Here is a 19,325-nt window from a genome sequence, read left to right on the forward strand (position 1 = left end):
ATGGAAATCCTTTGACTAGAGAGAGGGAATCCGCCGGTTAGCGGTTCGCGGGAAGGACGCGGTCGATCACGGCGCCCCAGGAGGCCGCGTCGTTATCCGCCTTCGGCGAGTTCCCGCCCGAAGAGGCGTTCGTCTCGATCTCGTCGAGAGCCGCATCGGCGCCGCGCTGCGCGATCGGAGGGACGCTCGAGGCCACGACCGGCGCCGGGATGCCGGCAACGAAGGAGGCGACGTCATCGGCCGACATAGAAGGCGACTTAACGGCGAGATCGAGAGCGATCCGCTCCTTGCCCTTTACGCGATCGTCAGCCAGGATCGATGCAAAGCGATCGTTCGCCGCCTTGGTGCCGGCCGCGACCCCTTCGGATTTTGCCGTTTCATTGGATTCATTAGACATATTCATACCTCCATGATCTCCGCTGTCTTTGTCGGAGTCGTTTCCGTCGTTGCTATCGTCGTCCTTCCCGTCGTCTAGCTCGAGTTCGCTATCGACATACCATTTGTGGACCATGGTGGATCCGGCGAACTTGATCGCATACGGCGTCTCGTCAGAGACTTCCTCGATCGTGCCGGACTTCTGACCCTTCATGTGCGGTTTCCCTTTTACCCGCACACGATCGCCCTTTTTGAATTTTGTCTCTTCCCCAGCCATTAGAATCCCTTTCGTCGGATTACCCATTGTCGCCATGATGTCGAAGCAATCGAGGTCGGAAGCGGCTCCGACCTCGGCTCCCATCTGAGTGCCAGACTTCATTCGCGACGATCTTCCGACGCTGCGTCCGGCTGATAGAGCGGCGAGAACGTCGTCGAACGTCCCGACGCTGTCGGCGAGACCGGCCTTAACCGCATCCTCGCCGATATAGGTTCGGCCTTCCGTCTCGCGGATAGCCTTAAGGGAGATCTTCGATCCGCGGTTCTCGTAAACGAGGCGGACGAACTTGTCGTAAATCGTATCGACTTCGGCCTGAAGCTCCGCCTTTACTTCGGAGGAGAGCGGCTCGAGGGAATTTCCGTCGACTTTGTGAGCGCCGGCGAAGATCAGAGTCGGAGTAATACCTTCCTTCTCGAGCTTCTTCGACATATCGGCGTGAAGGAGGACGACGCCGATCGAGCCGGAGACGCCGGAAGGCGTCGTGATGATCTTCGTCGCGCCGGATGCCAGAGCATAACCGGCCGAGGCCGCCATCCCGTTGACGATCGCGTAAACAGGTTTGACGCTCGCGACCTTCCGGACGAGAGCGCCGAGTTCGAAGGCGCCGACGGCCTGTCCGCCGGGAGTCTCCAGATCGAGGAGGATCGCCTTCACGCGAGAATCGTTCGCGGCCGTCTTTAGCTGATAGGAGATCCCCTCATATGAGGTAAGGCCGGAGCTTGCTCCGACCCATGCGCCCCGGTTCACAAGGGAGCCTGTCGTCGTGATGACCGCGGCGCCGTTCCTCGTCATCTGATAAGGCGCCGGCCGATCCTGTCCTTCCATCCGGACCATCTCGCCGGCGAACCGGGAGGCGCCCGGAGCCGGCTTCCCGATCGAGGAGAGAGCGGCCTCGACGGACTGAGCGTCGACGCCGGCGCCGAGGACGAGGCCGTCGACCCCGATCCGGCCGGACAGGACTTGAGAGATAACCGCGGCCTTCTGAGGCGTGACGAGGAGCGGCCGGTTAAGGACGAGGTCCGCGATATGAACGAGAGAGCCTCTCATAGTCTCAATATCTCCTGGATCCCGCCTGGATCGCCATCCGTCGCCGCGTCGGTTCAATGCCGTTTTTGATCTGACATTCCCGTTCGGCCTGACGCATTTCGACTAATAACCTTGAATTGTCGATTTTTGAAAATCGCAATTCGCGCTCGACCTCGTTCGACCTGTATCGGACTAACTCCTCCTGTCCGCCGGAGATCGATCGGAGGTAGGCGTCGTTAAGAAATTTGTAGCGTTCGCATGGATCTGTAAGGTCCGGGACCACTCCGGGACTCGCGCCGTCTGCCATCGTCAATCCTCCTCTTTCGGAGCTTCGGGATCTTCGTCCGGAGTTTCGGCCGGAGCGCCGCCGGGAGAGCCGGGAGCCGGAAGGAGGCGAGGATCGGCCGCTCCGACCTCCTCGGCCGCTTCGATCTCGTCCGCCGTCTGTTCGTCGATATCCTCGACGTCGTGACCCTTCTCGGCCGCCCAAATCTCGCGCGTGATGACGCGATTCCGGAGGTCGATCTCGTTCGCCTTGGCCCTCTTCAGATCGTCGGCGACAGGCTTCGGAGGTCCGCGCCAATCCGCGCGAGTGATGCCGTCGCGCTCCTCGTAAAACTGATCGATCCCGCCCGGAAGGACGGTCCGCCCCTGCTCGATATCCTCCTCGAGCCATGCCTCGAAGGCCGCTTGATAGATCGGAGCGGCGAGCATCTTCCGGCGATAGAGCGCGATCGCATAGGAGTCGGCGCCTGCCGCCTGAAGGCTCGAATAAGTCGCGTTCGAGTAATCGCCGGTTAGTTGCTCGTAAGTGATGCCGAGGCAACGCGCGATCTCGCGGAGAAGGATCTTGACGAAGTCTCCGTAAGTAGAATTCGGATGCTCCGAGCGATGAAAGTTGAGTTTCTCGCCTGGAAATAGGTGGACGAGCTTCCCGAACTTCCCGAGATCGACCTTCGTCGACTTATACCATCCGAGGCGTTTACTCATGAAGGACGCCCAAGGGGAGGGAGGCGCCGCGTTCTCTTCTGCCTCTTCTCCCGACTGAAGCGCCTCGAGGACTTGCTCCGTCGGAGCGTCGCTCTCGATCGTCGCGGCGAAGATCGCTTGAATCAGAGCGGCCGTTAAGGTCGCGTTCGACAGTTGGTCAAACTGCCGGACGACCTGAAGCGCCGGCGCGAGAGGCGTCATCCCGCGGACCTGTGAGGGATGCCCGTCGAAAACGTGAAGGACGATCCGGCGGCCCCATCGATCGCGAGCCGGAACCTCGACATAGCCGAGCGCCGTAAAGTTGCCGTTCGGCTTCGGCCGGAAGCGATACGCGATAGGAGCGCCGAGCGCGTCCATCTTCACGCCCTGAACGACGTTCTCGATCGAGTTCGAGTTATTCAGGAGCCGCGCCGCGGGATGGATCATGACCTTCGTCGTGTGAGTGTTCGACGGCCGGCGCTTCGTCGGGAAGGTCGCCAGGATCTCGCCGGTCCCGAACCAATGCTTCAGAGCACCGGCGACTTGCTGTCCGAGCGGCTGTTTCCCGTAAGCGTCGCAAGAATAGGGATTCGCCGCCCAAGCATCGAAGCGCCGCTCGACGTCCCGCGCCCAAAGCTTCGCGGCCCTCGGCTCCATCCCCAGAGCGCGAGGATCCGGCCGATAGTTGAGCCGGAGCGAATCCCCGTTGATGATCGCGACCGCTTGCTCGACGCCGCCGGCGAGCCATCCGGAATTATGAAGGCTGTCGATCGCCTTCGAGGCGGCCTCTTCCCACGCCTCGACGACGTCGTCTTGAGGCTCCCGGAGCGCCGGCGTCTGCCATCCCCAGACGAACGGACTATCGCCTCCGCGGAGGAAGGAGGAGGACGCCCTCGGCTTTGAGACGAGCGCCGTCTCCTGTCCGCCGGAGAAGATCTTCGCGATTAAACCCATCTTTCAACCCTCCGACGGCGACGCTCATTGACCATTGAACGCGGCCGCCCAATCTTCGGAACGCTTCTGAGGCGCCGGCTTCGCCTCTCCCGAGACAGGCTCCGGAACCCTCCGCGACCGCTCCTCGAGGTCGATCGATCGGAGCGCCGGCGCCTGTCGAACCGCCACGGCATAGACGGCGCAATCGAGAGCTTCGACGCGCTGTCCGCGTTTCCGAGGCTGAAACTCAATGATCGCGCGATTCCGGACGTAACGGATCGCTCGCTTCTCGCCTGTGACCTGATCGAACCAATCATCCGGGAGATCTTCGGAGAGGCGGATCGCATTGGAATTTTGTTTCCCATCCTCGGAAATTGGATCGAGCGCCAAACTCTCGATAATATCGGTCTTAACTTGATCCACGCCGATTATGAAGAGACGGCTCCCGCCCTTCACTTTCTGAGCCTTCCGCCATACCGGCTTGGGACCGGCGTCGCCTTTGATCGCGTAAATTCGGCGATAGAGCCGCGGTTGACAGAAGTCGTAAACCTTCTGCGTCCGCCCTTCGCGGCCGCCGGAGTCGATCGCCGTCCCGTCGATCCCGATCTTCCATCCGTTCGGATGAGTCCAAGTCGTCTTAAGGAAGGCGTCGAATTCCTGCCAAGTGCCGTCATCGAGCGTGTTTCCGTCGATGATGAAATGAGCCAGGACAAAGCGCCGGCCGTCGACCGTCCATCCGAAGAGCGTCGCCTCGATTCTGTCGTCCTGGACGTCCGCGCCGCAAGTGATAAGGACGACCTCCGCCGGTATCCGGGAACGCTTAGTGTCCGGATCCGTCGTGACGCCGAAAGATTCGACGCGGGAGGCGAGGCCGGAGGCGTCGATCGAGTTAAGCGACGTCTTCCAGACGCGGCCCTCGATCGTATTCGCGAAGACCTGGAGATCCGCCGGCCCGGACTTCTTCGCCTTCAGGAACTCGGCCGCGAGCTTCGCCCATGAGGCATTAGCCAGGAGAGAAACGAGAGTGTTGATCCGGAATCCGGCGTGCCCCTTGACCTCCGGCCGCGTCTTCCGCCATCGGCCCTTATAGACCATCGCCGGCTTATGGCGCTCGTCGATCAACTCCTCGCAATGGGGACAGAGGAAGGCGGCCTTCTCCGGATCGCCGTCCGGCCATCGGATCATAGGCCAAAGAATTTCCGTGAACGTCCCGCAACTCGGACAGGGAACCTCGAAGACCCGTTGATCGCTCTCCGAATAAAGCTTGTCGACGACGGAGACGCCTTCCAACGTGGGAGTGCTGCCGACGACGATCTTCCGGTCCGGATGGGCGAGCGTTCGCTTCTCGGCGAGGAGGATCGGATCGCCTTCCGCGGTTAGCTCCATACCGTCGGCCTCGTCGACGAAGAGCTTCTTCGCGTCGTGCCGGCGGAGGTTGCGAGGCGATCGAGCCGAGAGGATCTTCAGGGATCCGCCTCCGAGGAAGCTCCGCCGCGTTAGCGTGTTCCTGCCGTCGAGCCGGCCGGACCGGATCAGACCGCGGAGCGCCGGCGACGCCTCGAAGGAGGGATCGATCTCGTCGACGGCATAACCGCGAGCGTCGTCATCTGTCGGAACGAGGAGGATGATCGAGCATGGATCGACGGCCGCCGTCGCCGCGATCGCGGAGATTAGACCCTTCGTGAATCCGATACGAGCCGACTTGATAATCGAGACGCGCTCGATCGTCGGATCGCCCATGACGTCGAGCATCTCATATTGATAAGGCCAGAGGCGAAACTTTCCCGGCTTCGCGCTGGACCCTTCCGGGAGGACGAAGTTCTCCTCCGCCCATTGCGAAAGCGTGACCTTCTTCGGAGGCTTAAGCTCGTCGAAGAGGGAGAGGACGAGCGCGTTCTCCGCCTTCGTGAAGTCCGCTCGCCGAAATTCGAAACTCATTGTCAGTCCGTCCGATCGTGTTATCGATTGATCGTCCGGTTCTGATTGGCGTCAGATCTAGGCGTTTCCTCCTTGTCCTAAGCCGCTCCGAGACTCGACCCCTCGGAGCGGCTTTTCTTTGGTTAACGCCCCCGCGCATAAGGGCAATTCTGACAAGAAGTCAGGTACAGACCCATTCAACATTGTCCTGCCGTCTCCACCGCATCGCTAGGCGGCGCATGGCTTTGGCGCGACGGGGCCGGAACCAGATGAGCCAATCGGAGCGCCACACAAGGCGGGGCCAGTCATCAGGTTTCTTGAGCATTCATTCCTCCGTTTTCGCATAAGCGGCCTTCTGACAAGGTTCCGATTATTTTCCCTTGGTGTGGGTGAGGGTGGAGCGGCTGCGCAATCGGTAGCCGAGTATCAGGTATGGGTGCTTGTCGGGATCTTCCGCCTTGTAGCGCCTCGCCCAGATCAATCCCGCAGGTCCGTCATCGTTCAGACAGGACTTCACGTAGCCACGCTCCGTTTTGAGCCAGATTACGCGCTTCATCGGCTCTCCTCCTTGTTGGGCTGATGGAGAGCGGAGCGGGCTCGCTGCCCGATATCGATCCCATCATAGGTGGAACCGTCGCCAGCATACCACTTGAGGGCTTGGGTCAACGTCGTGTTGTAGACTGAAAGGTGGGCGTAGAGACTTCGGAACTCGTCCCGCTCTTTCGTCAATCGCCTATTCTCGGCTTCAAGTTCTCTGATGCGGTCTCGGTAGGCATCCAACATGCTCATGTCCTGGCCTTCAGTAGCTCAGTAGGTTGATCTGGCGCAGCCGCTCCAACGCTTCTTCATGCGAGAGGGTGGATACGAACGGCGTGCGGATCTTTTGTTTCAGTTCGCCAAGCGCTGCCGCATACTGAGACGAGCGACGATGCACGTCTTCGATCCTGGCAGGGGCGTGCGGAGGGCTGCCGGTAGATATAATCCTGGTAGGCGCAACCGGCTTGCCTGTCGCCGCATCAAAAGCGAATGTTGTTGAAGGTTCCGTCAGCGCCGCTCGTTCCGCCTCTACAAAAGCCCTCTGGTAGAGGTAGCAATCCTTTGCCTCCTCATGGCTCTTGCACATGCGCATGGTCGTGCCCCTCATGTCCTCGCCGCAGTAGTCACAATCAATGCAGTGGTTTGCCATCGCTATTACTCCTCGTCTTCTTCTGGCCCTGCCTCAAGGGCAGCGGCCGGGTTGTAATTGTCATACCAGCGACTGACCCATTTATCGGGATCAAGCTCATGGTCCGTGAGGGATTGAAGGCGCTGGAACCAAGCCATGTATTCTGCCTCTATTCGCTCCGCCAAATCTGTCATGTTATACCTCTTTTGGCCTTAAAAGACGCCATCAAACGATCCTTTGCAGGCGCCTACCGAAAGTGTACGGCGGCGGCCGCCACCGGCGCCGCGTAGCGATAATATCCCATGCCCTGAAGCCGCTTGAGGAGCTTCGCGGCCCGTCTCTGAGCCGCGCGATCGATCCGCTCCTCGTCATCTGGGAGCGTCGCGGCCGCCCGAAGGCCGCCTTCCATCGCCGGGATAAAGATCTCCGTCATCGCCTCCGCGAAGGAGGATCCCTCGTTAAGCTCCAGGACGCCCCGATCGAGGAGATCTTGAAGGAAGTAGAAGAGGGAGAGCGCGATCGAGACCGCCGGCTGTTGATCGAAGTCCGCCGCGACGGCCTCCGCGACCCGATCGATCCGCGCCGCCACCTTCCGGCGCCCCTTATCGTGAAGATCCTCGAACGGCTCGACGTTCGCCCTCTGAAGGAGCCGGACGAGCCGCTCCGTCCTCTCCGCGACCTCCCGCTTCGCCTCCTCCTGATCCGGCGCCTCCGGATCCGGCCCGAAGCAATTACAGACCGCGACGCCGAAGATCAGCCTCGCCGGGAGAGCGATCTCGACTCTCTGATCGTCTCGGAGGTTCATCGGCCGGCCTCCCGTTGTGCCAGAGCGCGGAGGCCGGTCTCTGCCAGATCGCCGCAAACCTTATATCCGGCTTTCCGGCCCTCGGCTCTCTCGTCGTTCCCGCCTTTGTAGCCATCCCGGAGCGCCTTGATCCGCTCGAGATACTCGATCGAGCCGGCGAGCGTCTGGATATCCTGAAGCGCCATCTCGAGAACGTTCCGCGCCTGTGCTTGGCTCCCGAGGGCGACGTCCGCGGAGTTCACCTTCGCCCATTCCTCCGGCGTTTTGTGAAGCTTTGTCATGCCGTCGGCTCCCAGGAATGGACGTCTTTCATCGCGAAGTCGCGCTCCGCCTCTTTCGCGGGATCCCATCCGACGAGGATCCATTGCTCGCCGTCCGCCTTGTGATATTCGCTCTCCCGGTATTCGAGCCGGAGAGGGACGATCGTCCGGATCCCGCGCTCCTTTCGATAGTTCGTGTAATCAATCCAGACCGCGCGGCCGATCTCCGGGACCGGCGCCGGTTCGGTCTCCGGGAGCCGGAGATCGCCGTTCTCGACGAAGTGAGCCAGGAGCGGGAGAAGCTCCGAGACCATCCCTCGCGTTAGGTGCATCCGGCCGGCCTCGGACCCGAGCCATATACAATCCTCGTCGGCGAGGCTGCTCTCCTGGATCGAGGCCGGCTGATTATAGAGGTCCGAGAACTCGCCAATAACGAACCCGCGGCCTGTCTTGGTAAGCTGAATCATGCTGCTTCTTCCTCTGTCGTGTCTTCGTCGATCGTGTCTTCGTCCTGATCCGCGGACCCGACGGCCGGCGGAGTGTCTGTCGCCCTCGCGTTCTCCAGAGCATCGCGGCAAAGGCGCTCGAGGACTTCCGCGTCGAACGGCGTCAAATGCGGAAGCTCGAATCGTGCCTGTCCTGGAATAGCGAGGACGTTTTGCTTCACGCCTCGGACGATCCGGCCCCATGCCCGACGGAGGTTCTCGACCGGGATCAACGTTCCTTCGAGTTGCCTCCGCTTCAGATCGGCGAGTTCGCGTTGTGACCGTGTAAGGAGAGCCTTCTCCGTTACGGCGTCGATCCCGTTCCCGCCCTGCCGGCCGGCCGCTTGCTCCCGGAGATGCCGCGAGACGTTCCGGATCGTCTGTCGGAAGTCGAACCGGCCGCGGCCGATCCTGATCGCGATCCCCTTCTCGACGTAGCGCGTCAGGGACATTGGATCGCAATCCAGAAGCTCGCAAAGCTCGTTCGTCGAGACGATAACCCGCTCCTCGTCGAGCGATCGGCCGCGCGTCGGCGTCGTCTTAGAAAGAGGGATAGAGGTCTTCGGCTTTGACGAAGCCCGTTTTCTGCTTGGCTTCTTTCCGCTCTTCGCCGCTGTTTTCTTCGGCTTGGTTGTCATGTGTCTGCCCTATCAATTCCATCGGATAGGCTCCGATCGCGATCAGCCCGTCGACCGTGATCCGGTAGTTCGCCGTCCGAGCGCCGAACGTCGTCCCGCCCTCGTTCCACTCGTCGATATATCCGCGGTCCCGGAGAGCGGTCCGATAGTGATGATCGAGCCGCGCCTCCGGCATGGTCCAGGAGCGTAGGTCTTTCGGCCATTCGACCCGGAGGTCGCCGTCGACGAGAGAAACCCAAGGCCCGAAATTCTCATAAATGCCGCGGAGGAGCCGGAGGAGTTTCGCCTCATACGCTGGATTCCGTCGCGGAGCCGGGATGCTGATATCGTGTCGTGTCATGGTGCAAACTATCGTCCTAAATTCCATTTTTGAGAACCGAATTTCGAAGGCTTTCGCTCCCTGAAAACGGCCGAATTTCAACGCTTTTCCGAGAACCGTTGATTTTGCTCGCCTTTTTCTAACGTAACGGCCCTTGGAACTTCAAAAATTGAGCGAGATTTCGGGAGGCAGCGCCCCCGCATGGCGGCCCCCTCCATACCGATCCTTATAGGGGGGGGTGTGGCGCGGCTGCATCACTATTGCAATCGCGCAACGCCGCATGACCCTGCCTCATAGGAGCGTCTCCCTTCGAGCGCCCTTCCTCATGTTCGCTCCCGCCCACATCGGACGGAGGTTGGTCAGCGCCCACGCTGCGCGAATATCGTCTTCGTCTTCGAGATCAAAAGCCGAGACAGGAACGATATGGTCGATATGGATCTCTCCCGCGACGAACCGCTCCCAATTCATTCCCGGCTCGAACTGCCGCTCGATGTGCTGCTTCAGTCGCGACGCTGAGTACCCGAGGAATGTCTCGAGAGTCGGGCTCTTCCTGTCAGTCGTTATGATCTTCCGAAGTGTGTATTGAATGTTCCGAGATCGTCGCTTCTTTCGGAATTGGTTTCGTACTCTCTCCCTAAGATTGAAGGCCGGATCGTTCTGATATCGCCGCCGTCTTGACTCGCTATGGCTAATTCCCGGCTCGAGCCACGGCTTTGCCTCTCGCTCCTTAGCTTTCGCCCTCTCCATTAGCTGCCTACGCTCCTCCCTAGCCTGCTTCGCGCACTCCTTCACCCACATGAAATAGGCGTCGCGAGGTCTATACCGCTTGCCAGCGCGTCGCGCCGCGCGCTCGCGTTCGGCCCTCTTCTCCTCTGTCGTCGGCCTCTTCTTGCGGTGTGTATGCTTTCCCGCTCTAGCAACGGCCGCGCACTCACGACAGGATGAATAAAGCCCGTCGAGCCTATCCTTCTTCGGCCAAAAGGCGACCGCCGGCTTCGTGATGCCGCAAGCGCAACACCGCTTTTCGGCGACTGTCGGCTCCGGAACATAGATCGGGACGAGACGAGGCATTAGCGCGGCTCCGTCAGCCATTGGAGTTCGGGACGGGTTAGGTCGACCATGCTCGCTGGCCACCAATCCAGCCACGCCTGAGATTGCGGGCTTTCGGGATGCATTTCGAATTCGACCTCAAGGATCGGCACATTTCTATCCGACCCTCCCCCGACGAACCGGATCCTCCCGGTAGGTTTCATTTGACACCACTCCGATTCAATCATTGTCCCTGCTCTCCTGATCTATGAGGATCACCCGAATCCCCGCGGCCCTGCCGCGCTCGATCATATCCTTCGTGCCCTTGCCACCGGGAAAGGCGATGACCGCGTCTGGCTTCCCTTCGTCGATCATCTCTTGGTTTCTGATCGGTCCGGCCTTCCGGCCGTGCGTCTCCCAATCTGCCGGGAAGGAGCCGCATCGGATCCCGCGCTCCTGCGCCCAATCGAAGGCGAGGAGATCGGCGCCGTCCGACACGCCTTGAATGATGAAGGAGAGGCCGAGGCGCTCGACCGCTGCGTCTAAGACTTGATAGAGCCGCGCCCTATCCCGATACCGGCGGCCGCCGCAAACGATCGCCTTCATTCCTGCCTCTCCGCGAGATCAAGCGCGATGAAGAGCGCCAAGACGGCCGCGACGACCCAGACGGAAGGCCAAGAGCCGACGCCGGCGTTATATGCGTCCTCGAACTTGCCGGCGAAGACGACACCGGCGCCGAAGGCGAGGATCGGAGGAAGGCGCCTCATGAGCCGCGCTCCTCGAGCGCCTTCCGTCCGGCGTCTGTAACCTCGAACCGCGTTCCCCATCCATTCGACTCGCCTTCGACGAGGAGGCCGCGTCCGACGAGAAATCGAGCGACCTCGAGGAATTCCGGGCGAACGACGGCTTCAGGATGAGGGATGATCTCCCGCAATAGGCCGGCTTCGTTATCTGTGAGCGCCTGGACGCCGTCGAGGAGGGACAGGATCAACGCCCATCCGTCGCGCGTGATGTTGATCGAAGGGGAGGCGAGGCCGCTCTTCGCGATCCGGCTCCGGATATGTTCGGCGATCTTCTTCGCGTCTGCGCTCATGGCTTGCCCTTCCCGTCGAGGATTGCCTCGACCTCCTCGACGATCGGGAGCGTCTTCGCCTTCGCTCCAGGATAGTTCGTGATGATCTGTCGGACGGCCGCGGCGAGAAGGAGGATCGCCTTCCGCTCCGGCGTCTCCTCGGCCTGGACAGGCTCCGGCGCCTTCCCTTTGATCTCCTTCCGAACGGCGTCGACGGCCTGTCGGAACTCCCGCGCCTCTGCCGCCGATGTGCGGCCGATATCCAATGTCACCGCGTCGCATATCTCGACGAGCTTCGCGATCGCGCTATCCCGGAGGACGGCCTCGACGAACGGAGACTTCGGCGCCTCCTCCGGACGGCCGACCGGACCCGAAAAGAGATTGAACGTCGCGGCGACGAGGCGAGCGTTCGGGAAGGCGTCATCGTGAGGCTTGGCGAAGGTCGCGACGAGGCGCCGCTTCCCGTTCCTGAACGCTCGCGTATAGACGCCGAAGGAAGAGGCGCTCTCCGAAACCTCCAAAGGCCCGGACGTTGCCTCTTGCGCCAGAGCGACGAGGCTCTCCGGGATCTGCCGCGCCTCGAGGCTCTCGATATAGGCGAGGAGGGAGGCGAGGTCCGTCGGATAAATCGTCATCTCCCAACGATCGTCTTTTTCGAATTCAGCCCGGATCCGCTCGCGGACGTTCTTCCCGCGCTCTATTGCTGTCGTGTCTGTCATTGCTTCGTGTCCGTTTCCTGAAGCCGGCCTTCCCATCTCGCGACGAGTTCCTTCAGAGCGACGAGAACCTCGCCGCGCTTGCCGTTGCCGACATAGTTGATTTGCGTCTTATCCGGCTTCCCGAACGGATAGACGAGGAGCGCGAAGCCGAGGCGCTTCGGACCCTCTGTCCCGTTCATTGCCTCGTCGATCCCGTCGGCGAGCGCCCTCATGAACGCCGCGTTTTGCTCTTCTGCTTCTTTGCTCATGCCGTCCTCGAATTCTTAGCCCGATCGAGATCCGCTTCGAGGCTCTCGACATAATCGACGATCTTCTTCGCCTCCCGCGCCTGGACGGAGACGGAGAGGCCGGCGTCGGCGCCGACCTTCAGCCCTTCGAGGAGTTCCTTCCCTGTCAGAGCGTCGGGATCGACCTCGAGGCCCATCTTCTCGAGCATCCGATCGATAAGCGTCTTCCGCCGGCTCATGATCGCCCCGCCATCTCTCGGAGCTTCGTCAGGAGGAGACCGGCCTTCATGACGGCTCGCGCGACTCTGTCGAGTTGATCGTCGTCGAAGCCAAGGAGGACGTTATCGGAGTTCTCGACGGTCTCGAGGACTGTCTCGCCGGCGATCGTGACGAGGAGGCGGACCGGCTCCGGCGACTTCCTCGCGTTCGGGAAGGTTAGGACGTTGTCGTTCATGCCGGCGCCCTCTCGATTGTGTCGATATTCGCCTTCACGACTTCAAAGCCGACCACCACGACCCACGGATCCCCCTTCCAACTGTCGGCGCCGTTGATGGAGCGCCAGAGCTTCGCGAAGGCGAGCCTCGGCGCGATCGCGGCCTCGTAGAGATCATCTTCGGTCCGGATCTCGGACTTATCGACGCCGAAAACGTCCTGCGCATAGGCAGAGGCGAGCGGATCGATCCGAGGATCGCTGTCGCAATCGGCATAGGAGCCAATTTTCTGGATTCCCTCCGCGATCGCGTCGTCGTTCGAGATATCCTGAAGCCGCTCGACGCGAACCTCCGTCACGATCAGAGTAAGGCGCGAGGCCCATCGCGGCATATGGATTCCGGGACGGAGCCTCCCGGCCCAATCCGGAACGGCGTCAGGAGCCGGCCAATCGTCCGGCCGCCAATCGCCGCGGAAGTCCTGATTAGCGATCGAGCCGCCGGCGCCGAATAGGACCGTCATCGAACGAGGAGGGAGATCGCGCGGCGACGTCTCCTCATGTCCGTTTCCGACCCGCCACGCCTCCCGAACCCATAGGCGATCGCCGACGGCGAAGGGGATCCGATACGGACCGGAGAGAGCGCCCGTCGACAGATAATGGACCTCGCCGCGAGCGATATCGTCGCCGTCCTCGAGCGAGACGAGTTCCTCCGGCGGATAGACCGGGACGAGCTTTCCCTCGATCGAGCGGATCTTCAGGATCCGCCGCGTCTGCGTCTTCCTGCCCTCGAGGAGAGCGCGGATCATGGGAGCGGAGAAGAGGATCGGTTTATCGCTCATGATCTCGGCTCCTCGACGATGATCGCTTCGATGATGACCGGGACGATCCGGATCCCGGACTTCCGCGCGAACGCCCATCCCTCGGCCGTCGTCTGCCCCTGGAAGGCGTATTGATCGCCGACGAGGCTCCGGACTTCCCGGCGAGTGCGTCGAACCGTGTTCGGGATGATCCAAGGTCCGGAGCGGCCGGCGTTGATCTGAACCGCCGCATAGGAGACGGCCGGACGGATCTTCGCGAGACATTGCTCGTCGAATTCCTTCATCTTCTCGTCGCTGAGAGTGCCGGCCTTATGGAGACCTTCCGCCATAAGGTGAACGGAGCGAAGCGCGTCGCTCTTGTAAATCTTCGTCATGCTGCGGCCCTCCCGCCGAGTTCCTCGAAGCGGAAGAGGAATCGAGCCTTCGCGTAATCGCTGTCCCAATAGGGAAGCTTCCGATCGAGCGCCTTCCGGCCTTCCACCGTTCCCCATGTGTCGCGATTGTTCAAAAGCTGACGCTGCTCCGTAGCCAGGAGGACGAGATCCGCCTCCTTAACGGAAGGATCGAGCGGCGCCACGATGCCGAACCGTTTGAAGATCGCGGCCTCGACCCGCTCCTCTATCTCCCGATACTCCGGGAGGAGATCCTTAAGCGGCTTCGTTACGTCGCCGATAAACGCCTCCGCTGCGTCGTGCATGAGAGCGGCGAAGGCGTGTTCCTCCGGGACGATCTGAGAGGCATAAACCGAATGTTGAGCGACGCTGTAGAAGTGCGAGCATTGCCCCGCGAAACGGCATGTATTGGACAAGCCGTGAGCGATATCCTCGATCGTGAAGGCGGAGTTCTCCGGATCGAGGAGGTCGAAATATGCTCCGCTGTGAAGGATGATCGTCGGCCCGACGATTTTCCGGACTGTCGCGCTCGCCGGCCGGTCCTCGAATCGTGTCCGGTTCATGCTGCGGCCTTTCCATGTTGCGCGAGGATCTGTCGGCCGTAGGCTGTGAGCTTCCAAGCCTTCTGAGCGCCTCCGCCGATCGCGCCGGACATGGGAGGGAGCTTCTCGCTCTCGATCAGCCCATGACGGACGAGGCGATCGCGTGTCGGCGACTTCGGGAGCTTGTCGGCCCCGGAGATCTTCGAGGGATTAGCGAGGGAGCGGAGGATCTCGATCTCCTCCGGATTAGGGGAATAGGCTTGCTTTCGTGCCGGCATGATTGCGCCTTTCGTGTCAGGAGCGGGAAGGGATTTTCGCGATCTGGGATTTGATGTGAGCGCGGAGGCGCTCGTCCTGGACCGATCGAACGAGGTCGCGGAGGTCGCCGAGGATCGGCCATTTCCGAGGGAAGACGTCGTAAAGAGGGGTATCGTCCGGGAGACGAGCCGGGAGCTTGTCCGCGATCGCGAGGACGCGCTCGAAGATCTCCAGAGGATCGGGATCCGGCCGCCGAGGGACGAGCTTCTCGCCGATCTTCGCGATCTCGGCCCGGAGTTCATCCATCGCCCGGAGAGCGGAGAGGATCGCCTCGAAGTTATTCTCGATCGCGGCGACGAAGCCGACGTTATTCATCCCGGCGCGATCGAAGACGGCGCCGGTCCCTTCGATCTCGTCGAAGTCCTCCTCGAGTTCTGCCGCGTCGCTGTTGAGCGTGTCGAGGATGACCGGCGCCGTCGAATAGTTGCCGGCATAGATCGCGGACGATTTGAAGCCGTCGCCGTCGATCGTGTCCGTCTCCCACGGTCCGGGAGACGCCTTCGCCCGGAGCGTTTCGAGATGATCCGCGAGCGCGGATCCGGTTAGGCGTGTCGTGTCTGCCATCGCCCTTACTCCTGAGAGGGACCGGGAAGCGGACCGAATTTCGGCTTCGCCGCTTGTTTCGCGCGGATCTTCTCGACCTTCGTCCAAACGCGAGCGAGTTCCGTCTCCGCGGCCGCGTTCATCTGGATTCCGTGAGCGAGACAGAGAGCGGCGAGAGTGTTCATCACGCCTCCGACTTCCTGGAAAAGCTCGCCGACCGGCCGATCGAAGACGTAATCGACTAGCTGATGACACTCGCTCCGCGTCATGCCGGCCGCCTGGACCGCCTCCGTCGCCTCCTCGAAGAAGCGATGATTACGCTCGATCTTGTCGTTCGCGATCTCCTCGCCGAAGCAAGCCAGGAGCCAGAGGAGGACCCGCTCCTGATATGTGTCGGCGCCGTTCGGGATAATCTTTGCCATCTGCCTAGATCCTGCGTTCGAGGAAGCGGAGGAGCGCCTTCGCCTCGTCCCGGTTGATATCGAAGAGCGTCGGACACTCCGGAGCGCCGGCGAGGCGAAAGGCGAAGCCCTCTCCTCTGTCCTCGACGACCATCGGACCGATTATCCAAGCCGCGAGCGGGGAGGCGTCCGGGACGGTCCGCGGCTGAAGGAGCGGAATCGCTTCGCCCTGCTCGACCGCGAACTCGCTTTCGTGATGGATCGTCACCGTATGAAGCGGATCGTCGTTCCGATGCTTCTCGGCCTCCGCCTTCGTCCACCGGCCGGCCTCGATAATGTTCGAGCAATATCCTTGAGCGTTCCGCCGGTAGAAGTAGCCGCCGTGCCGGATGACATAGGCCGGCCGCTCCTCTTTCTTCGGGAGGAACTCGGACTCATGATGAAGATCGACGTCCGTATGAGAGATGAAGGTCTCGCGGATCGCCTCCGCTTGCTCCCGCGTCATCCGGCCGGCGTTGGAGATCCCGACGCTCCAGGTTTTCAGGTTGCGCGAGAGGAAATAGGCGCCGGCCTTCAGGACGTATTCCGGCTGTTCTGTGTCTGTCGTCATGATCGCCGCCTTAGAGGAAGAGCCACCGCGCCGGACTGTCGCCTTCCCGCGGGAACGGGAGGAGCGGAGCGTCCGAGCGCAAATAGAGAGGATGCCGAGGGGAGCCGTCGGCCGTGTAGCCGAGGCAATGGAGCGCGACGCCGGCCTCGCGGAGCGCGGAGACCGTCTCGTTCGCGTAATGCCGGAGCGGCTTCGGGAGAGCGCCGAACGCCATCACGACGAGGCCGGCCATCTTCGCGAGCCGGACGATCTCCGGCAGGTTTTCAGCCGATCGAGGCTCGACGCCCGGAGCGAGGAGATCCTTCGGATCCGTCGCGCGATAGTCCATCACGTTAGCTTTGACGTACCGGGAGAAGCCGAGGCGCCGCGCGAAGCCCCATTCCCGCCGGACTGTCGGATCGTCGACCGTCGCGTCCGCCGTCGAAGGATTCATCCCGACGAAGAGGACGAAGGGACCGCGAGCGTCGCCGATCTGCCCGATCTCGCGGATCAGTGTTTGACGATACCGGCCGCAATCGCTGAAGCCGCCGGCGCCGGAGACGCCGCAAGGGAGCGAGAGGCGAACCTTCCCGCCGGGATCATGTGTCGTGTCTGTCATGGTGCTTAGGCGCTCGCCGGCGCCTTCCTCTTGCTAGGCGGAGTCTGGAAGTAATGAGCGGCCTTCGCCGTCTTCATGAATTCGGGATAGGAGACGCGATATCCGGCCGCCCGGAGTGCCTTAAAGGCGGAGTATTTCGCCGCCTTCGCCGTCGGAGCTTCGCGGAGGACGGGCTCGAAGCCTGGAACCGTGATCTCGTATTGCATCGCTTCGCCTCTCTGATCTGCGAGCCGGCGGACGATCGCGCCGGCGATATCTCCGAGGAGGATCATAGGCGGCCGGCGCCTCGGCTCTTCGCCTTGAGGCGAGCGGACTTCCGGCCCTCGCGCTCGCCACGGCTGAGACGAGGCGTCTCCTCGACAGGGAGGCGTTTCCCGCGCTGCGATCGCTTGCCAGATCCCGCCGGAGCCGAGCCGATATCGATCCCCGGCGCCATAGCCGCGGCCGCCATCATCGCGCCGATCCCCATCATGCCGATTAGTCCGAGCTTGCTTCTGTGCATCGCCTTAGCCTCCCAATTTCCGAAGAATGAATCCGACCTCATGCTCGACGCGAGCCGGGAGGCGCTCTCGCACAACGGCCTGGAAGGTGGACGCGACATTGCCGCGCGTCATCTCGCGAGGGATCGACGGACCCCAGAGCTTTTCGATCGGGAGGCGAGAGCGGCCGAGGCGCTTATAGACCTGTCCGTTCGGCCCCATGAACGTTCCGGGAAAGGTCCGGCGGACGTTCCAAGGCTTCGCGGAGACGCCCTTCTTCCGCTGCGTCGGACCGAAGTCGGCGAGGCTGTGAAACTTTCCCGTCCCGACGATCTGAGCTTCGAGATTGCCGGCCGAGGCGTAACGCTTCTCGAGGGACTTCGGGACCGCGCTATAGGCGAGGCCGGTTTGTTTCGCGAGACCCCGCGCGACCTGAGTATAAGTCCGGTCCATCGTCCAATTAAGCGCCCTCGAGAGCGCCATATTGACGAGGTCGCCGTCGCCGAGTTGCTGGAAGACGCGAGCCTCGTCGATCAGATCGCGAGCGTCGACCGTGACGACGACGCCTCCGCCGAGAGAAAAGCCTTCAGCCATGACGGATCCTCCGAACGGCAGAACCGGAGCGAGGCGGAGCCGGACGGAAGCCGCCCTTCTGCGGCTGATAGCCATTCCGGCGGCCTCGAAGCATCTCTCCGGAGATGAAGGCCGCGGCGAGAACCCATCCGACCGCGAGAGCCAGGAAGCCGCCGGAGAGGACGAGATAGAGATCGGAGACATTCGGGATCATGATTCGACGCCTTCGAATTTCGAAGTTTCCGGTTCGACGTTCCGGGAAACTAACCCGCGGACGGCCTCGCCGATAGCGCGGAGGGAACGATCCTTCTCGGCCGGATCCTCGAGGAGAAGACCCGTTTCCGCGAAGAGGTTGATCTTCCGGAGGACGCTCTCGACTGTCGCGACGTCGTTCCGGAGGTTCTCGAGAAGGGAGCGTTCACGCATCGGAGCCGCTCCCGACCCGAGGAACCCAAATCGGGCGCCCTAGTCCCCTTCTCGCTTCGACGCCGTCCGGAGAGACGTCAAAGATCCGATATCCCTTCGCCTCGAGCGACGATCGGATCCGGAGGATCGCGGCCGTCTTCTCGCACCGGCGGCCGATGATGCCGGGAGCCGGCCCTAGTTTGTTGTCACGCGGCATAGGATTCGATCTCCGAGACGGAAAGGTTGAGCCGGAGCATCGTCCGGAGGAGGAGGACGACGGACTTTGGGATCTCCTGTCCGGTCTGCCACCGGCGGAGCGTCCGGGAGTTCACGCCGAGGAACTTCGCCGCCTCGGAAGGCGAGAGGCCGAGAGCCTCGATCGCTTCGCGGAATTGATCGCCTGTCATGGTGCGAGCCTCAAACGAGCGGACGAGCGAGGAAGAGAGCGGCGATGGCGACTTGCCAGCCGACGAGAGCCGAGCAAACGGCGCCGGCGAGGACGGTCAGGATCTTTACGGGAAGCGGAGTCATGGGAGGCAATCCGAAATTCGGAGGGAGAGGGAGGGAGCCGAGAGGCTCCCGTTAGGCAGGGAAGAAAGCCTCGACGGCGATCTCTTTCCGCTTCGAGATCTCGACCGCGTTGTTCGCGAGACCCGTCATAACCGCGAGGTTCTTCTCGATCGCCTCTTCGAAGGTGAAGCCCTTCTCGATCCAGACGGAGAGGCCGGCGACGAAGCCGCGAACGTCGGCTTCAGAAACGCCCATGAGGGAGGCAAGTTCGGCGATCTTGTTCATCTGTCGTGTCTCGCTGCTGTCGTGTCTGCGATGACCTGACACTAGCGGACAAAATGTCCGACCGTCAACTCCGAAATTTCAAATTTCTATTCGGAGTTTCAAACCTGACGCTTCAACGATCGAAACGAAGCGTCAGGAGGGAGGCTCTAAGCCTTGAAATTGTTCGCTTTTACGAGGGTTTCCGCCATAGAGCCGAACGTCGGCC

At 61.8% G+C, this 19,325-nt stretch carries 35 protein-coding genes; all 35 read right to left on the bottom strand.

The annotated features are described in order from the left end of the window. Window positions 1-37: 37 nt before the first annotated feature. The 35 genes from OC446_RS03110 to OC446_RS03280 all read right to left on the bottom strand — a co-directional run bounded on the left by OC446_RS03110 (window position 38) and on the right by OC446_RS03280 (window position 19,120). Window positions 38-1,699, bottom strand: coding sequence for a S49 family peptidase (locus OC446_RS03110; RefSeq protein ID WP_262027581.1), 1,662 nt, complete (start codon window positions 1,697-1,699; stop codon window positions 38-40). Between the two features lie 288 nt (window positions 1,700-1,987). After that, window positions 1,988-3,601: a phage portal protein gene (locus OC446_RS03115; RefSeq protein ID WP_262027582.1), complete on the bottom strand. Its 1,614-nt coding sequence runs from the start codon at window positions 3,599-3,601 to the stop codon at window positions 1,988-1,990. Window positions 3,602-3,625: 24 nt separating this feature from the next. Beyond that, a complete protein-coding gene (locus tag OC446_RS03120; RefSeq protein ID WP_262027583.1) occupies window positions 3,626-5,518 on the bottom strand; it encodes a phage terminase large subunit family protein in 1,893 nt (630 codons plus the stop codon). 349 nt (window positions 5,519-5,867) lie between these two features. Then, window positions 5,868-6,053, bottom strand: coding sequence for a hypothetical protein (locus OC446_RS03125; protein ID WP_262027584.1), 186 nt, complete (start codon window positions 6,051-6,053; stop codon window positions 5,868-5,870). Then, the gene (locus OC446_RS03130) at window positions 6,050-6,280 is read right to left on the bottom strand and encodes a hypothetical protein (protein WP_262027585.1); all 231 of its coding nucleotides are present in this window, start codon (window positions 6,278-6,280) and stop codon (window positions 6,050-6,052) included. The genes OC446_RS03125 and OC446_RS03130 overlap by 4 nt, the downstream gene beginning before the upstream one ends. 16 nt (window positions 6,281-6,296) lie before the next feature. Next, entirely contained in the window at window positions 6,297-6,683 is a 387-nt protein-coding gene (locus OC446_RS03135; protein ID WP_262027586.1) for a hypothetical protein, read from the bottom strand. A gap of 5 nt (window positions 6,684-6,688) precedes the next feature. Continuing rightward, window positions 6,689-6,856, bottom strand: a complete 168-nt coding sequence (locus OC446_RS03140; RefSeq protein ID WP_262027587.1) for a hypothetical protein — start codon at window positions 6,854-6,856, stop codon at window positions 6,689-6,691. Window positions 6,857-6,909: 53 nt separating this feature from the next. Then, on the bottom strand, window positions 6,910-7,467 hold the full coding sequence (locus tag OC446_RS03145) for a hypothetical protein (RefSeq protein WP_262027588.1): 558 nt from the start codon (window positions 7,465-7,467) through the stop codon (window positions 6,910-6,912). Further along, entirely contained in the window at window positions 7,464-7,748 is a 285-nt protein-coding gene (locus OC446_RS03150) for a hypothetical protein (protein WP_262027589.1), read from the bottom strand. Before OC446_RS03150 ends, OC446_RS03145 begins: the two co-directional genes overlap by 4 nt. Then, complete coding sequence (locus OC446_RS03155; RefSeq protein ID WP_262027590.1) at window positions 7,745-8,194, bottom strand: WYL domain-containing protein; 450 nt, start codon at window positions 8,192-8,194, stop codon at window positions 7,745-7,747. The genes OC446_RS03150 and OC446_RS03155 overlap by 4 nt, the downstream gene beginning before the upstream one ends. After that, complete coding sequence (locus tag OC446_RS03160) at window positions 8,191-8,664, bottom strand: hypothetical protein (RefSeq protein WP_262027591.1); 474 nt, start codon at window positions 8,662-8,664, stop codon at window positions 8,191-8,193. The genes OC446_RS03155 and OC446_RS03160 overlap by 4 nt, the downstream gene beginning before the upstream one ends. A gap of 88 nt (window positions 8,665-8,752) precedes the next feature. Further along, window positions 8,753-9,271 carry a hypothetical protein gene (locus OC446_RS03165; RefSeq protein ID WP_262027592.1) on the bottom strand — a complete coding sequence of 173 codons (519 nt, stop codon included), beginning with the start codon at window positions 9,269-9,271 and terminating at the stop codon, window positions 8,753-8,755. Between the two features lie 189 nt (window positions 9,272-9,460). Next, window positions 9,461-10,240, bottom strand: a complete 780-nt coding sequence (locus OC446_RS03170) for a hypothetical protein (RefSeq protein ID WP_262027593.1) — start codon at window positions 10,238-10,240, stop codon at window positions 9,461-9,463. Between the two features lie 198 nt (window positions 10,241-10,438). After that, window positions 10,439-10,804 (bottom strand): DUF2493 domain-containing protein, encoded by a 366-nt coding sequence (locus tag OC446_RS03175; RefSeq protein WP_262027594.1) that lies wholly within the window; start codon window positions 10,802-10,804, stop codon window positions 10,439-10,441. Further along, complete coding sequence (locus OC446_RS03180; protein ID WP_262027595.1) at window positions 10,801-10,965, bottom strand: hypothetical protein; 165 nt, start codon at window positions 10,963-10,965, stop codon at window positions 10,801-10,803. Before OC446_RS03180 ends, OC446_RS03175 begins: the two co-directional genes overlap by 4 nt. Beyond that, a complete protein-coding gene (locus tag OC446_RS03185) occupies window positions 10,962-11,291 on the bottom strand; it encodes a hypothetical protein (RefSeq protein ID WP_262027596.1) in 330 nt (109 codons plus the stop codon). The genes OC446_RS03180 and OC446_RS03185 overlap by 4 nt, the downstream gene beginning before the upstream one ends. Next, complete coding sequence (locus tag OC446_RS03190) at window positions 11,288-11,989, bottom strand: hypothetical protein (RefSeq protein ID WP_262027597.1); 702 nt, start codon at window positions 11,987-11,989, stop codon at window positions 11,288-11,290. The genes OC446_RS03185 and OC446_RS03190 overlap by 4 nt, the downstream gene beginning before the upstream one ends. Next, window positions 11,986-12,237: a hypothetical protein gene (locus tag OC446_RS03195; RefSeq protein WP_262027598.1), complete on the bottom strand. Its 252-nt coding sequence runs from the start codon at window positions 12,235-12,237 to the stop codon at window positions 11,986-11,988. The genes OC446_RS03190 and OC446_RS03195 overlap by 4 nt, the downstream gene beginning before the upstream one ends. Beyond that, complete coding sequence (locus tag OC446_RS03200; protein WP_262027599.1) at window positions 12,234-12,455, bottom strand: hypothetical protein; 222 nt, start codon at window positions 12,453-12,455, stop codon at window positions 12,234-12,236. The genes OC446_RS03195 and OC446_RS03200 overlap by 4 nt, the downstream gene beginning before the upstream one ends. Continuing rightward, window positions 12,452-12,670, bottom strand: a complete 219-nt coding sequence (locus tag OC446_RS03205; RefSeq protein WP_262027600.1) for a hypothetical protein — start codon at window positions 12,668-12,670, stop codon at window positions 12,452-12,454. Before OC446_RS03205 ends, OC446_RS03200 begins: the two co-directional genes overlap by 4 nt. Beyond that, window positions 12,667-13,485: a hypothetical protein gene (locus OC446_RS03210; RefSeq protein ID WP_262027601.1), complete on the bottom strand. Its 819-nt coding sequence runs from the start codon at window positions 13,483-13,485 to the stop codon at window positions 12,667-12,669. Before OC446_RS03210 ends, OC446_RS03205 begins: the two co-directional genes overlap by 4 nt. After that, the gene (locus tag OC446_RS03215) at window positions 13,482-13,838 is read right to left on the bottom strand and encodes a hypothetical protein (protein ID WP_262027602.1); all 357 of its coding nucleotides are present in this window, start codon (window positions 13,836-13,838) and stop codon (window positions 13,482-13,484) included. The genes OC446_RS03210 and OC446_RS03215 overlap by 4 nt, the downstream gene beginning before the upstream one ends. Next, window positions 13,835-14,419: a YfbR-like 5'-deoxynucleotidase gene (locus OC446_RS03220; RefSeq protein ID WP_262027603.1), complete on the bottom strand. Its 585-nt coding sequence runs from the start codon at window positions 14,417-14,419 to the stop codon at window positions 13,835-13,837. The genes OC446_RS03215 and OC446_RS03220 overlap by 4 nt, the downstream gene beginning before the upstream one ends. Then, window positions 14,416-14,676 carry a hypothetical protein gene (locus OC446_RS03225; protein WP_262027604.1) on the bottom strand — a complete coding sequence of 87 codons (261 nt, stop codon included), beginning with the start codon at window positions 14,674-14,676 and terminating at the stop codon, window positions 14,416-14,418. The genes OC446_RS03220 and OC446_RS03225 overlap by 4 nt, the downstream gene beginning before the upstream one ends. A 16-nt stretch (window positions 14,677-14,692) precedes the next feature. After that, a complete protein-coding gene (locus OC446_RS03230; RefSeq protein ID WP_262027605.1) occupies window positions 14,693-15,280 on the bottom strand; it encodes a hypothetical protein in 588 nt (195 codons plus the stop codon). A 5-nt stretch (window positions 15,281-15,285) separates the two neighbouring features. Then, entirely contained in the window at window positions 15,286-15,681 is a 396-nt protein-coding gene (locus tag OC446_RS03235; RefSeq protein WP_262027606.1) for a hypothetical protein, read from the bottom strand. 4 nt (window positions 15,682-15,685) lie between these two features. Further along, window positions 15,686-16,270 carry a hypothetical protein gene (locus tag OC446_RS03240; protein WP_262027607.1) on the bottom strand — a complete coding sequence of 195 codons (585 nt, stop codon included), beginning with the start codon at window positions 16,268-16,270 and terminating at the stop codon, window positions 15,686-15,688. Between the two features lie 10 nt (window positions 16,271-16,280). After that, window positions 16,281-16,868 carry a DUF1643 domain-containing protein gene (locus tag OC446_RS03245; RefSeq protein WP_262027608.1) on the bottom strand — a complete coding sequence of 196 codons (588 nt, stop codon included), beginning with the start codon at window positions 16,866-16,868 and terminating at the stop codon, window positions 16,281-16,283. 5 nt (window positions 16,869-16,873) lie between these two features. After that, a complete protein-coding gene (locus OC446_RS03250; protein ID WP_262027609.1) occupies window positions 16,874-17,140 on the bottom strand; it encodes a hypothetical protein in 267 nt (88 codons plus the stop codon). Continuing rightward, window positions 17,137-17,370, bottom strand: coding sequence for a hypothetical protein (locus OC446_RS03255; protein WP_262027610.1), 234 nt, complete (start codon window positions 17,368-17,370; stop codon window positions 17,137-17,139). Before OC446_RS03255 ends, OC446_RS03250 begins: the two co-directional genes overlap by 4 nt. Before the next feature lie 4 nt (window positions 17,371-17,374). Continuing rightward, window positions 17,375-17,941, bottom strand: coding sequence for a phage tail protein (locus tag OC446_RS03260; RefSeq protein WP_262027611.1), 567 nt, complete (start codon window positions 17,939-17,941; stop codon window positions 17,375-17,377). Next, window positions 17,934-18,134 (bottom strand): hypothetical protein, encoded by a 201-nt coding sequence (locus OC446_RS03265; protein WP_262027612.1) that lies wholly within the window; start codon window positions 18,132-18,134, stop codon window positions 17,934-17,936. Before OC446_RS03265 ends, OC446_RS03260 begins: the two co-directional genes overlap by 8 nt. Further along, window positions 18,131-18,346, bottom strand: coding sequence for a hypothetical protein (locus tag OC446_RS03270; RefSeq protein WP_262027613.1), 216 nt, complete (start codon window positions 18,344-18,346; stop codon window positions 18,131-18,133). Before OC446_RS03270 ends, OC446_RS03265 begins: the two co-directional genes overlap by 4 nt. A 185-nt stretch (window positions 18,347-18,531) precedes the next feature. Then, window positions 18,532-18,732 carry a helix-turn-helix domain-containing protein gene (locus OC446_RS03275; protein WP_262027614.1) on the bottom strand — a complete coding sequence of 67 codons (201 nt, stop codon included), beginning with the start codon at window positions 18,730-18,732 and terminating at the stop codon, window positions 18,532-18,534. 175 nt (window positions 18,733-18,907) lie between these two features. Continuing rightward, window positions 18,908-19,120, bottom strand: a complete 213-nt coding sequence (locus OC446_RS03280; RefSeq protein ID WP_262027615.1) for a hypothetical protein — start codon at window positions 19,118-19,120, stop codon at window positions 18,908-18,910. Between the last annotated feature and the right edge of the window lie 205 nt (window positions 19,121-19,325).

The organism is Microvirga sp. Mcv34, assembly GCF_024519725.1.
GTDB lineage: Bacteria > Pseudomonadota > Alphaproteobacteria > Rhizobiales > Beijerinckiaceae > Microvirga.

Coding starts and splice junctions, on each gene's coding strand:
- OC446_RS03110 (WP_262027581.1), bottom strand. CDS start 1,699: ATGAGAGGCTCTCTCGTTCATATCGCGGACCTCGTCCTTAACCGGCCG.
- OC446_RS03115 (WP_262027582.1), bottom strand. CDS start 3,601: ATGGGTTTAATCGCGAAGATCTTCTCCGGCGGACAGGAGACGGCGCTC.
- OC446_RS03120 (WP_262027583.1), bottom strand. CDS start 5,518: ATGAGTTTCGAATTTCGGCGAGCGGACTTCACGAAGGCGGAGAACGCG.
- OC446_RS03125 (WP_262027584.1), bottom strand. CDS start 6,053: ATGAAGCGCGTAATCTGGCTCAAAACGGAGCGTGGCTACGTGAAGTCC.
- OC446_RS03130 (WP_262027585.1), bottom strand. CDS start 6,280: ATGTTGGATGCCTACCGAGACCGCATCAGAGAACTTGAAGCCGAGAAT.
- OC446_RS03135 (WP_262027586.1), bottom strand. CDS start 6,683: ATGGCAAACCACTGCATTGATTGTGACTACTGCGGCGAGGACATGAGG.
- OC446_RS03140 (WP_262027587.1), bottom strand. CDS start 6,856: ATGACAGATTTGGCGGAGCGAATAGAGGCAGAATACATGGCTTGGTTC.
- OC446_RS03145 (WP_262027588.1), bottom strand. CDS start 7,467: ATGAACCTCCGAGACGATCAGAGAGTCGAGATCGCTCTCCCGGCGAGG.
- OC446_RS03150 (WP_262027589.1), bottom strand. CDS start 7,748: ATGACAAAGCTTCACAAAACGCCGGAGGAATGGGCGAAGGTGAACTCC.
- OC446_RS03155 (WP_262027590.1), bottom strand. CDS start 8,194: ATGATTCAGCTTACCAAGACAGGCCGCGGGTTCGTTATTGGCGAGTTC.
- OC446_RS03160 (WP_262027591.1), bottom strand. CDS start 8,664: ATGTCCCTGACGCGCTACGTCGAGAAGGGGATCGCGATCAGGATCGGC.
- OC446_RS03170 (WP_262027593.1), bottom strand. CDS start 10,240: ATGCCTCGTCTCGTCCCGATCTATGTTCCGGAGCCGACAGTCGCCGAA.
- OC446_RS03175 (WP_262027594.1), bottom strand. CDS start 10,804: ATGAAGGCGATCGTTTGCGGCGGCCGCCGGTATCGGGATAGGGCGCGG.
- OC446_RS03180 (WP_262027595.1), bottom strand. CDS start 10,965: ATGAGGCGCCTTCCTCCGATCCTCGCCTTCGGCGCCGGTGTCGTCTTC.
- OC446_RS03185 (WP_262027596.1), bottom strand. CDS start 11,291: ATGAGCGCAGACGCGAAGAAGATCGCCGAACATATCCGGAGCCGGATC.
- OC446_RS03190 (WP_262027597.1), bottom strand. CDS start 11,989: ATGACAGACACGACAGCAATAGAGCGCGGGAAGAACGTCCGCGAGCGG.
- OC446_RS03195 (WP_262027598.1), bottom strand. CDS start 12,237: ATGAGCAAAGAAGCAGAAGAGCAAAACGCGGCGTTCATGAGGGCGCTC.
- OC446_RS03200 (WP_262027599.1), bottom strand. CDS start 12,455: ATGAGCCGGCGGAAGACGCTTATCGATCGGATGCTCGAGAAGATGGGC.
- OC446_RS03205 (WP_262027600.1), bottom strand. CDS start 12,670: ATGAACGACAACGTCCTAACCTTCCCGAACGCGAGGAAGTCGCCGGAG.
- OC446_RS03210 (WP_262027601.1), bottom strand. CDS start 13,485: ATGAGCGATAAACCGATCCTCTTCTCCGCTCCCATGATCCGCGCTCTC.
- OC446_RS03215 (WP_262027602.1), bottom strand. CDS start 13,838: ATGACGAAGATTTACAAGAGCGACGCGCTTCGCTCCGTTCACCTTATG.
- OC446_RS03220 (WP_262027603.1), bottom strand. CDS start 14,419: ATGAACCGGACACGATTCGAGGACCGGCCGGCGAGCGCGACAGTCCGG.
- OC446_RS03225 (WP_262027604.1), bottom strand. CDS start 14,676: ATGCCGGCACGAAAGCAAGCCTATTCCCCTAATCCGGAGGAGATCGAG.
- OC446_RS03230 (WP_262027605.1), bottom strand. CDS start 15,280: ATGGCAGACACGACACGCCTAACCGGATCCGCGCTCGCGGATCATCTC.
- OC446_RS03235 (WP_262027606.1), bottom strand. CDS start 15,681: ATGGCAAAGATTATCCCGAACGGCGCCGACACATATCAGGAGCGGGTC.
- OC446_RS03240 (WP_262027607.1), bottom strand. CDS start 16,270: ATGACGACAGACACAGAACAGCCGGAATACGTCCTGAAGGCCGGCGCC.
- OC446_RS03245 (WP_262027608.1), bottom strand. CDS start 16,868: ATGACAGACACGACACATGATCCCGGCGGGAAGGTTCGCCTCTCGCTC.
- OC446_RS03250 (WP_262027609.1), bottom strand. CDS start 17,140: ATGATCCTCCTCGGAGATATCGCCGGCGCGATCGTCCGCCGGCTCGCA.
- OC446_RS03255 (WP_262027610.1), bottom strand. CDS start 17,370: ATGCACAGAAGCAAGCTCGGACTAATCGGCATGATGGGGATCGGCGCG.
- OC446_RS03260 (WP_262027611.1), bottom strand. CDS start 17,941: ATGGCTGAAGGCTTTTCTCTCGGCGGAGGCGTCGTCGTCACGGTCGAC.
- OC446_RS03265 (WP_262027612.1), bottom strand. CDS start 18,134: ATGATCCCGAATGTCTCCGATCTCTATCTCGTCCTCTCCGGCGGCTTC.
- OC446_RS03270 (WP_262027613.1), bottom strand. CDS start 18,346: ATGCGTGAACGCTCCCTTCTCGAGAACCTCCGGAACGACGTCGCGACA.
- OC446_RS03275 (WP_262027614.1), bottom strand. CDS start 18,732: ATGACAGGCGATCAATTCCGCGAAGCGATCGAGGCTCTCGGCCTCTCG.
- OC446_RS03280 (WP_262027615.1), bottom strand. CDS start 19,120: ATGAACAAGATCGCCGAACTTGCCTCCCTCATGGGCGTTTCTGAAGCC.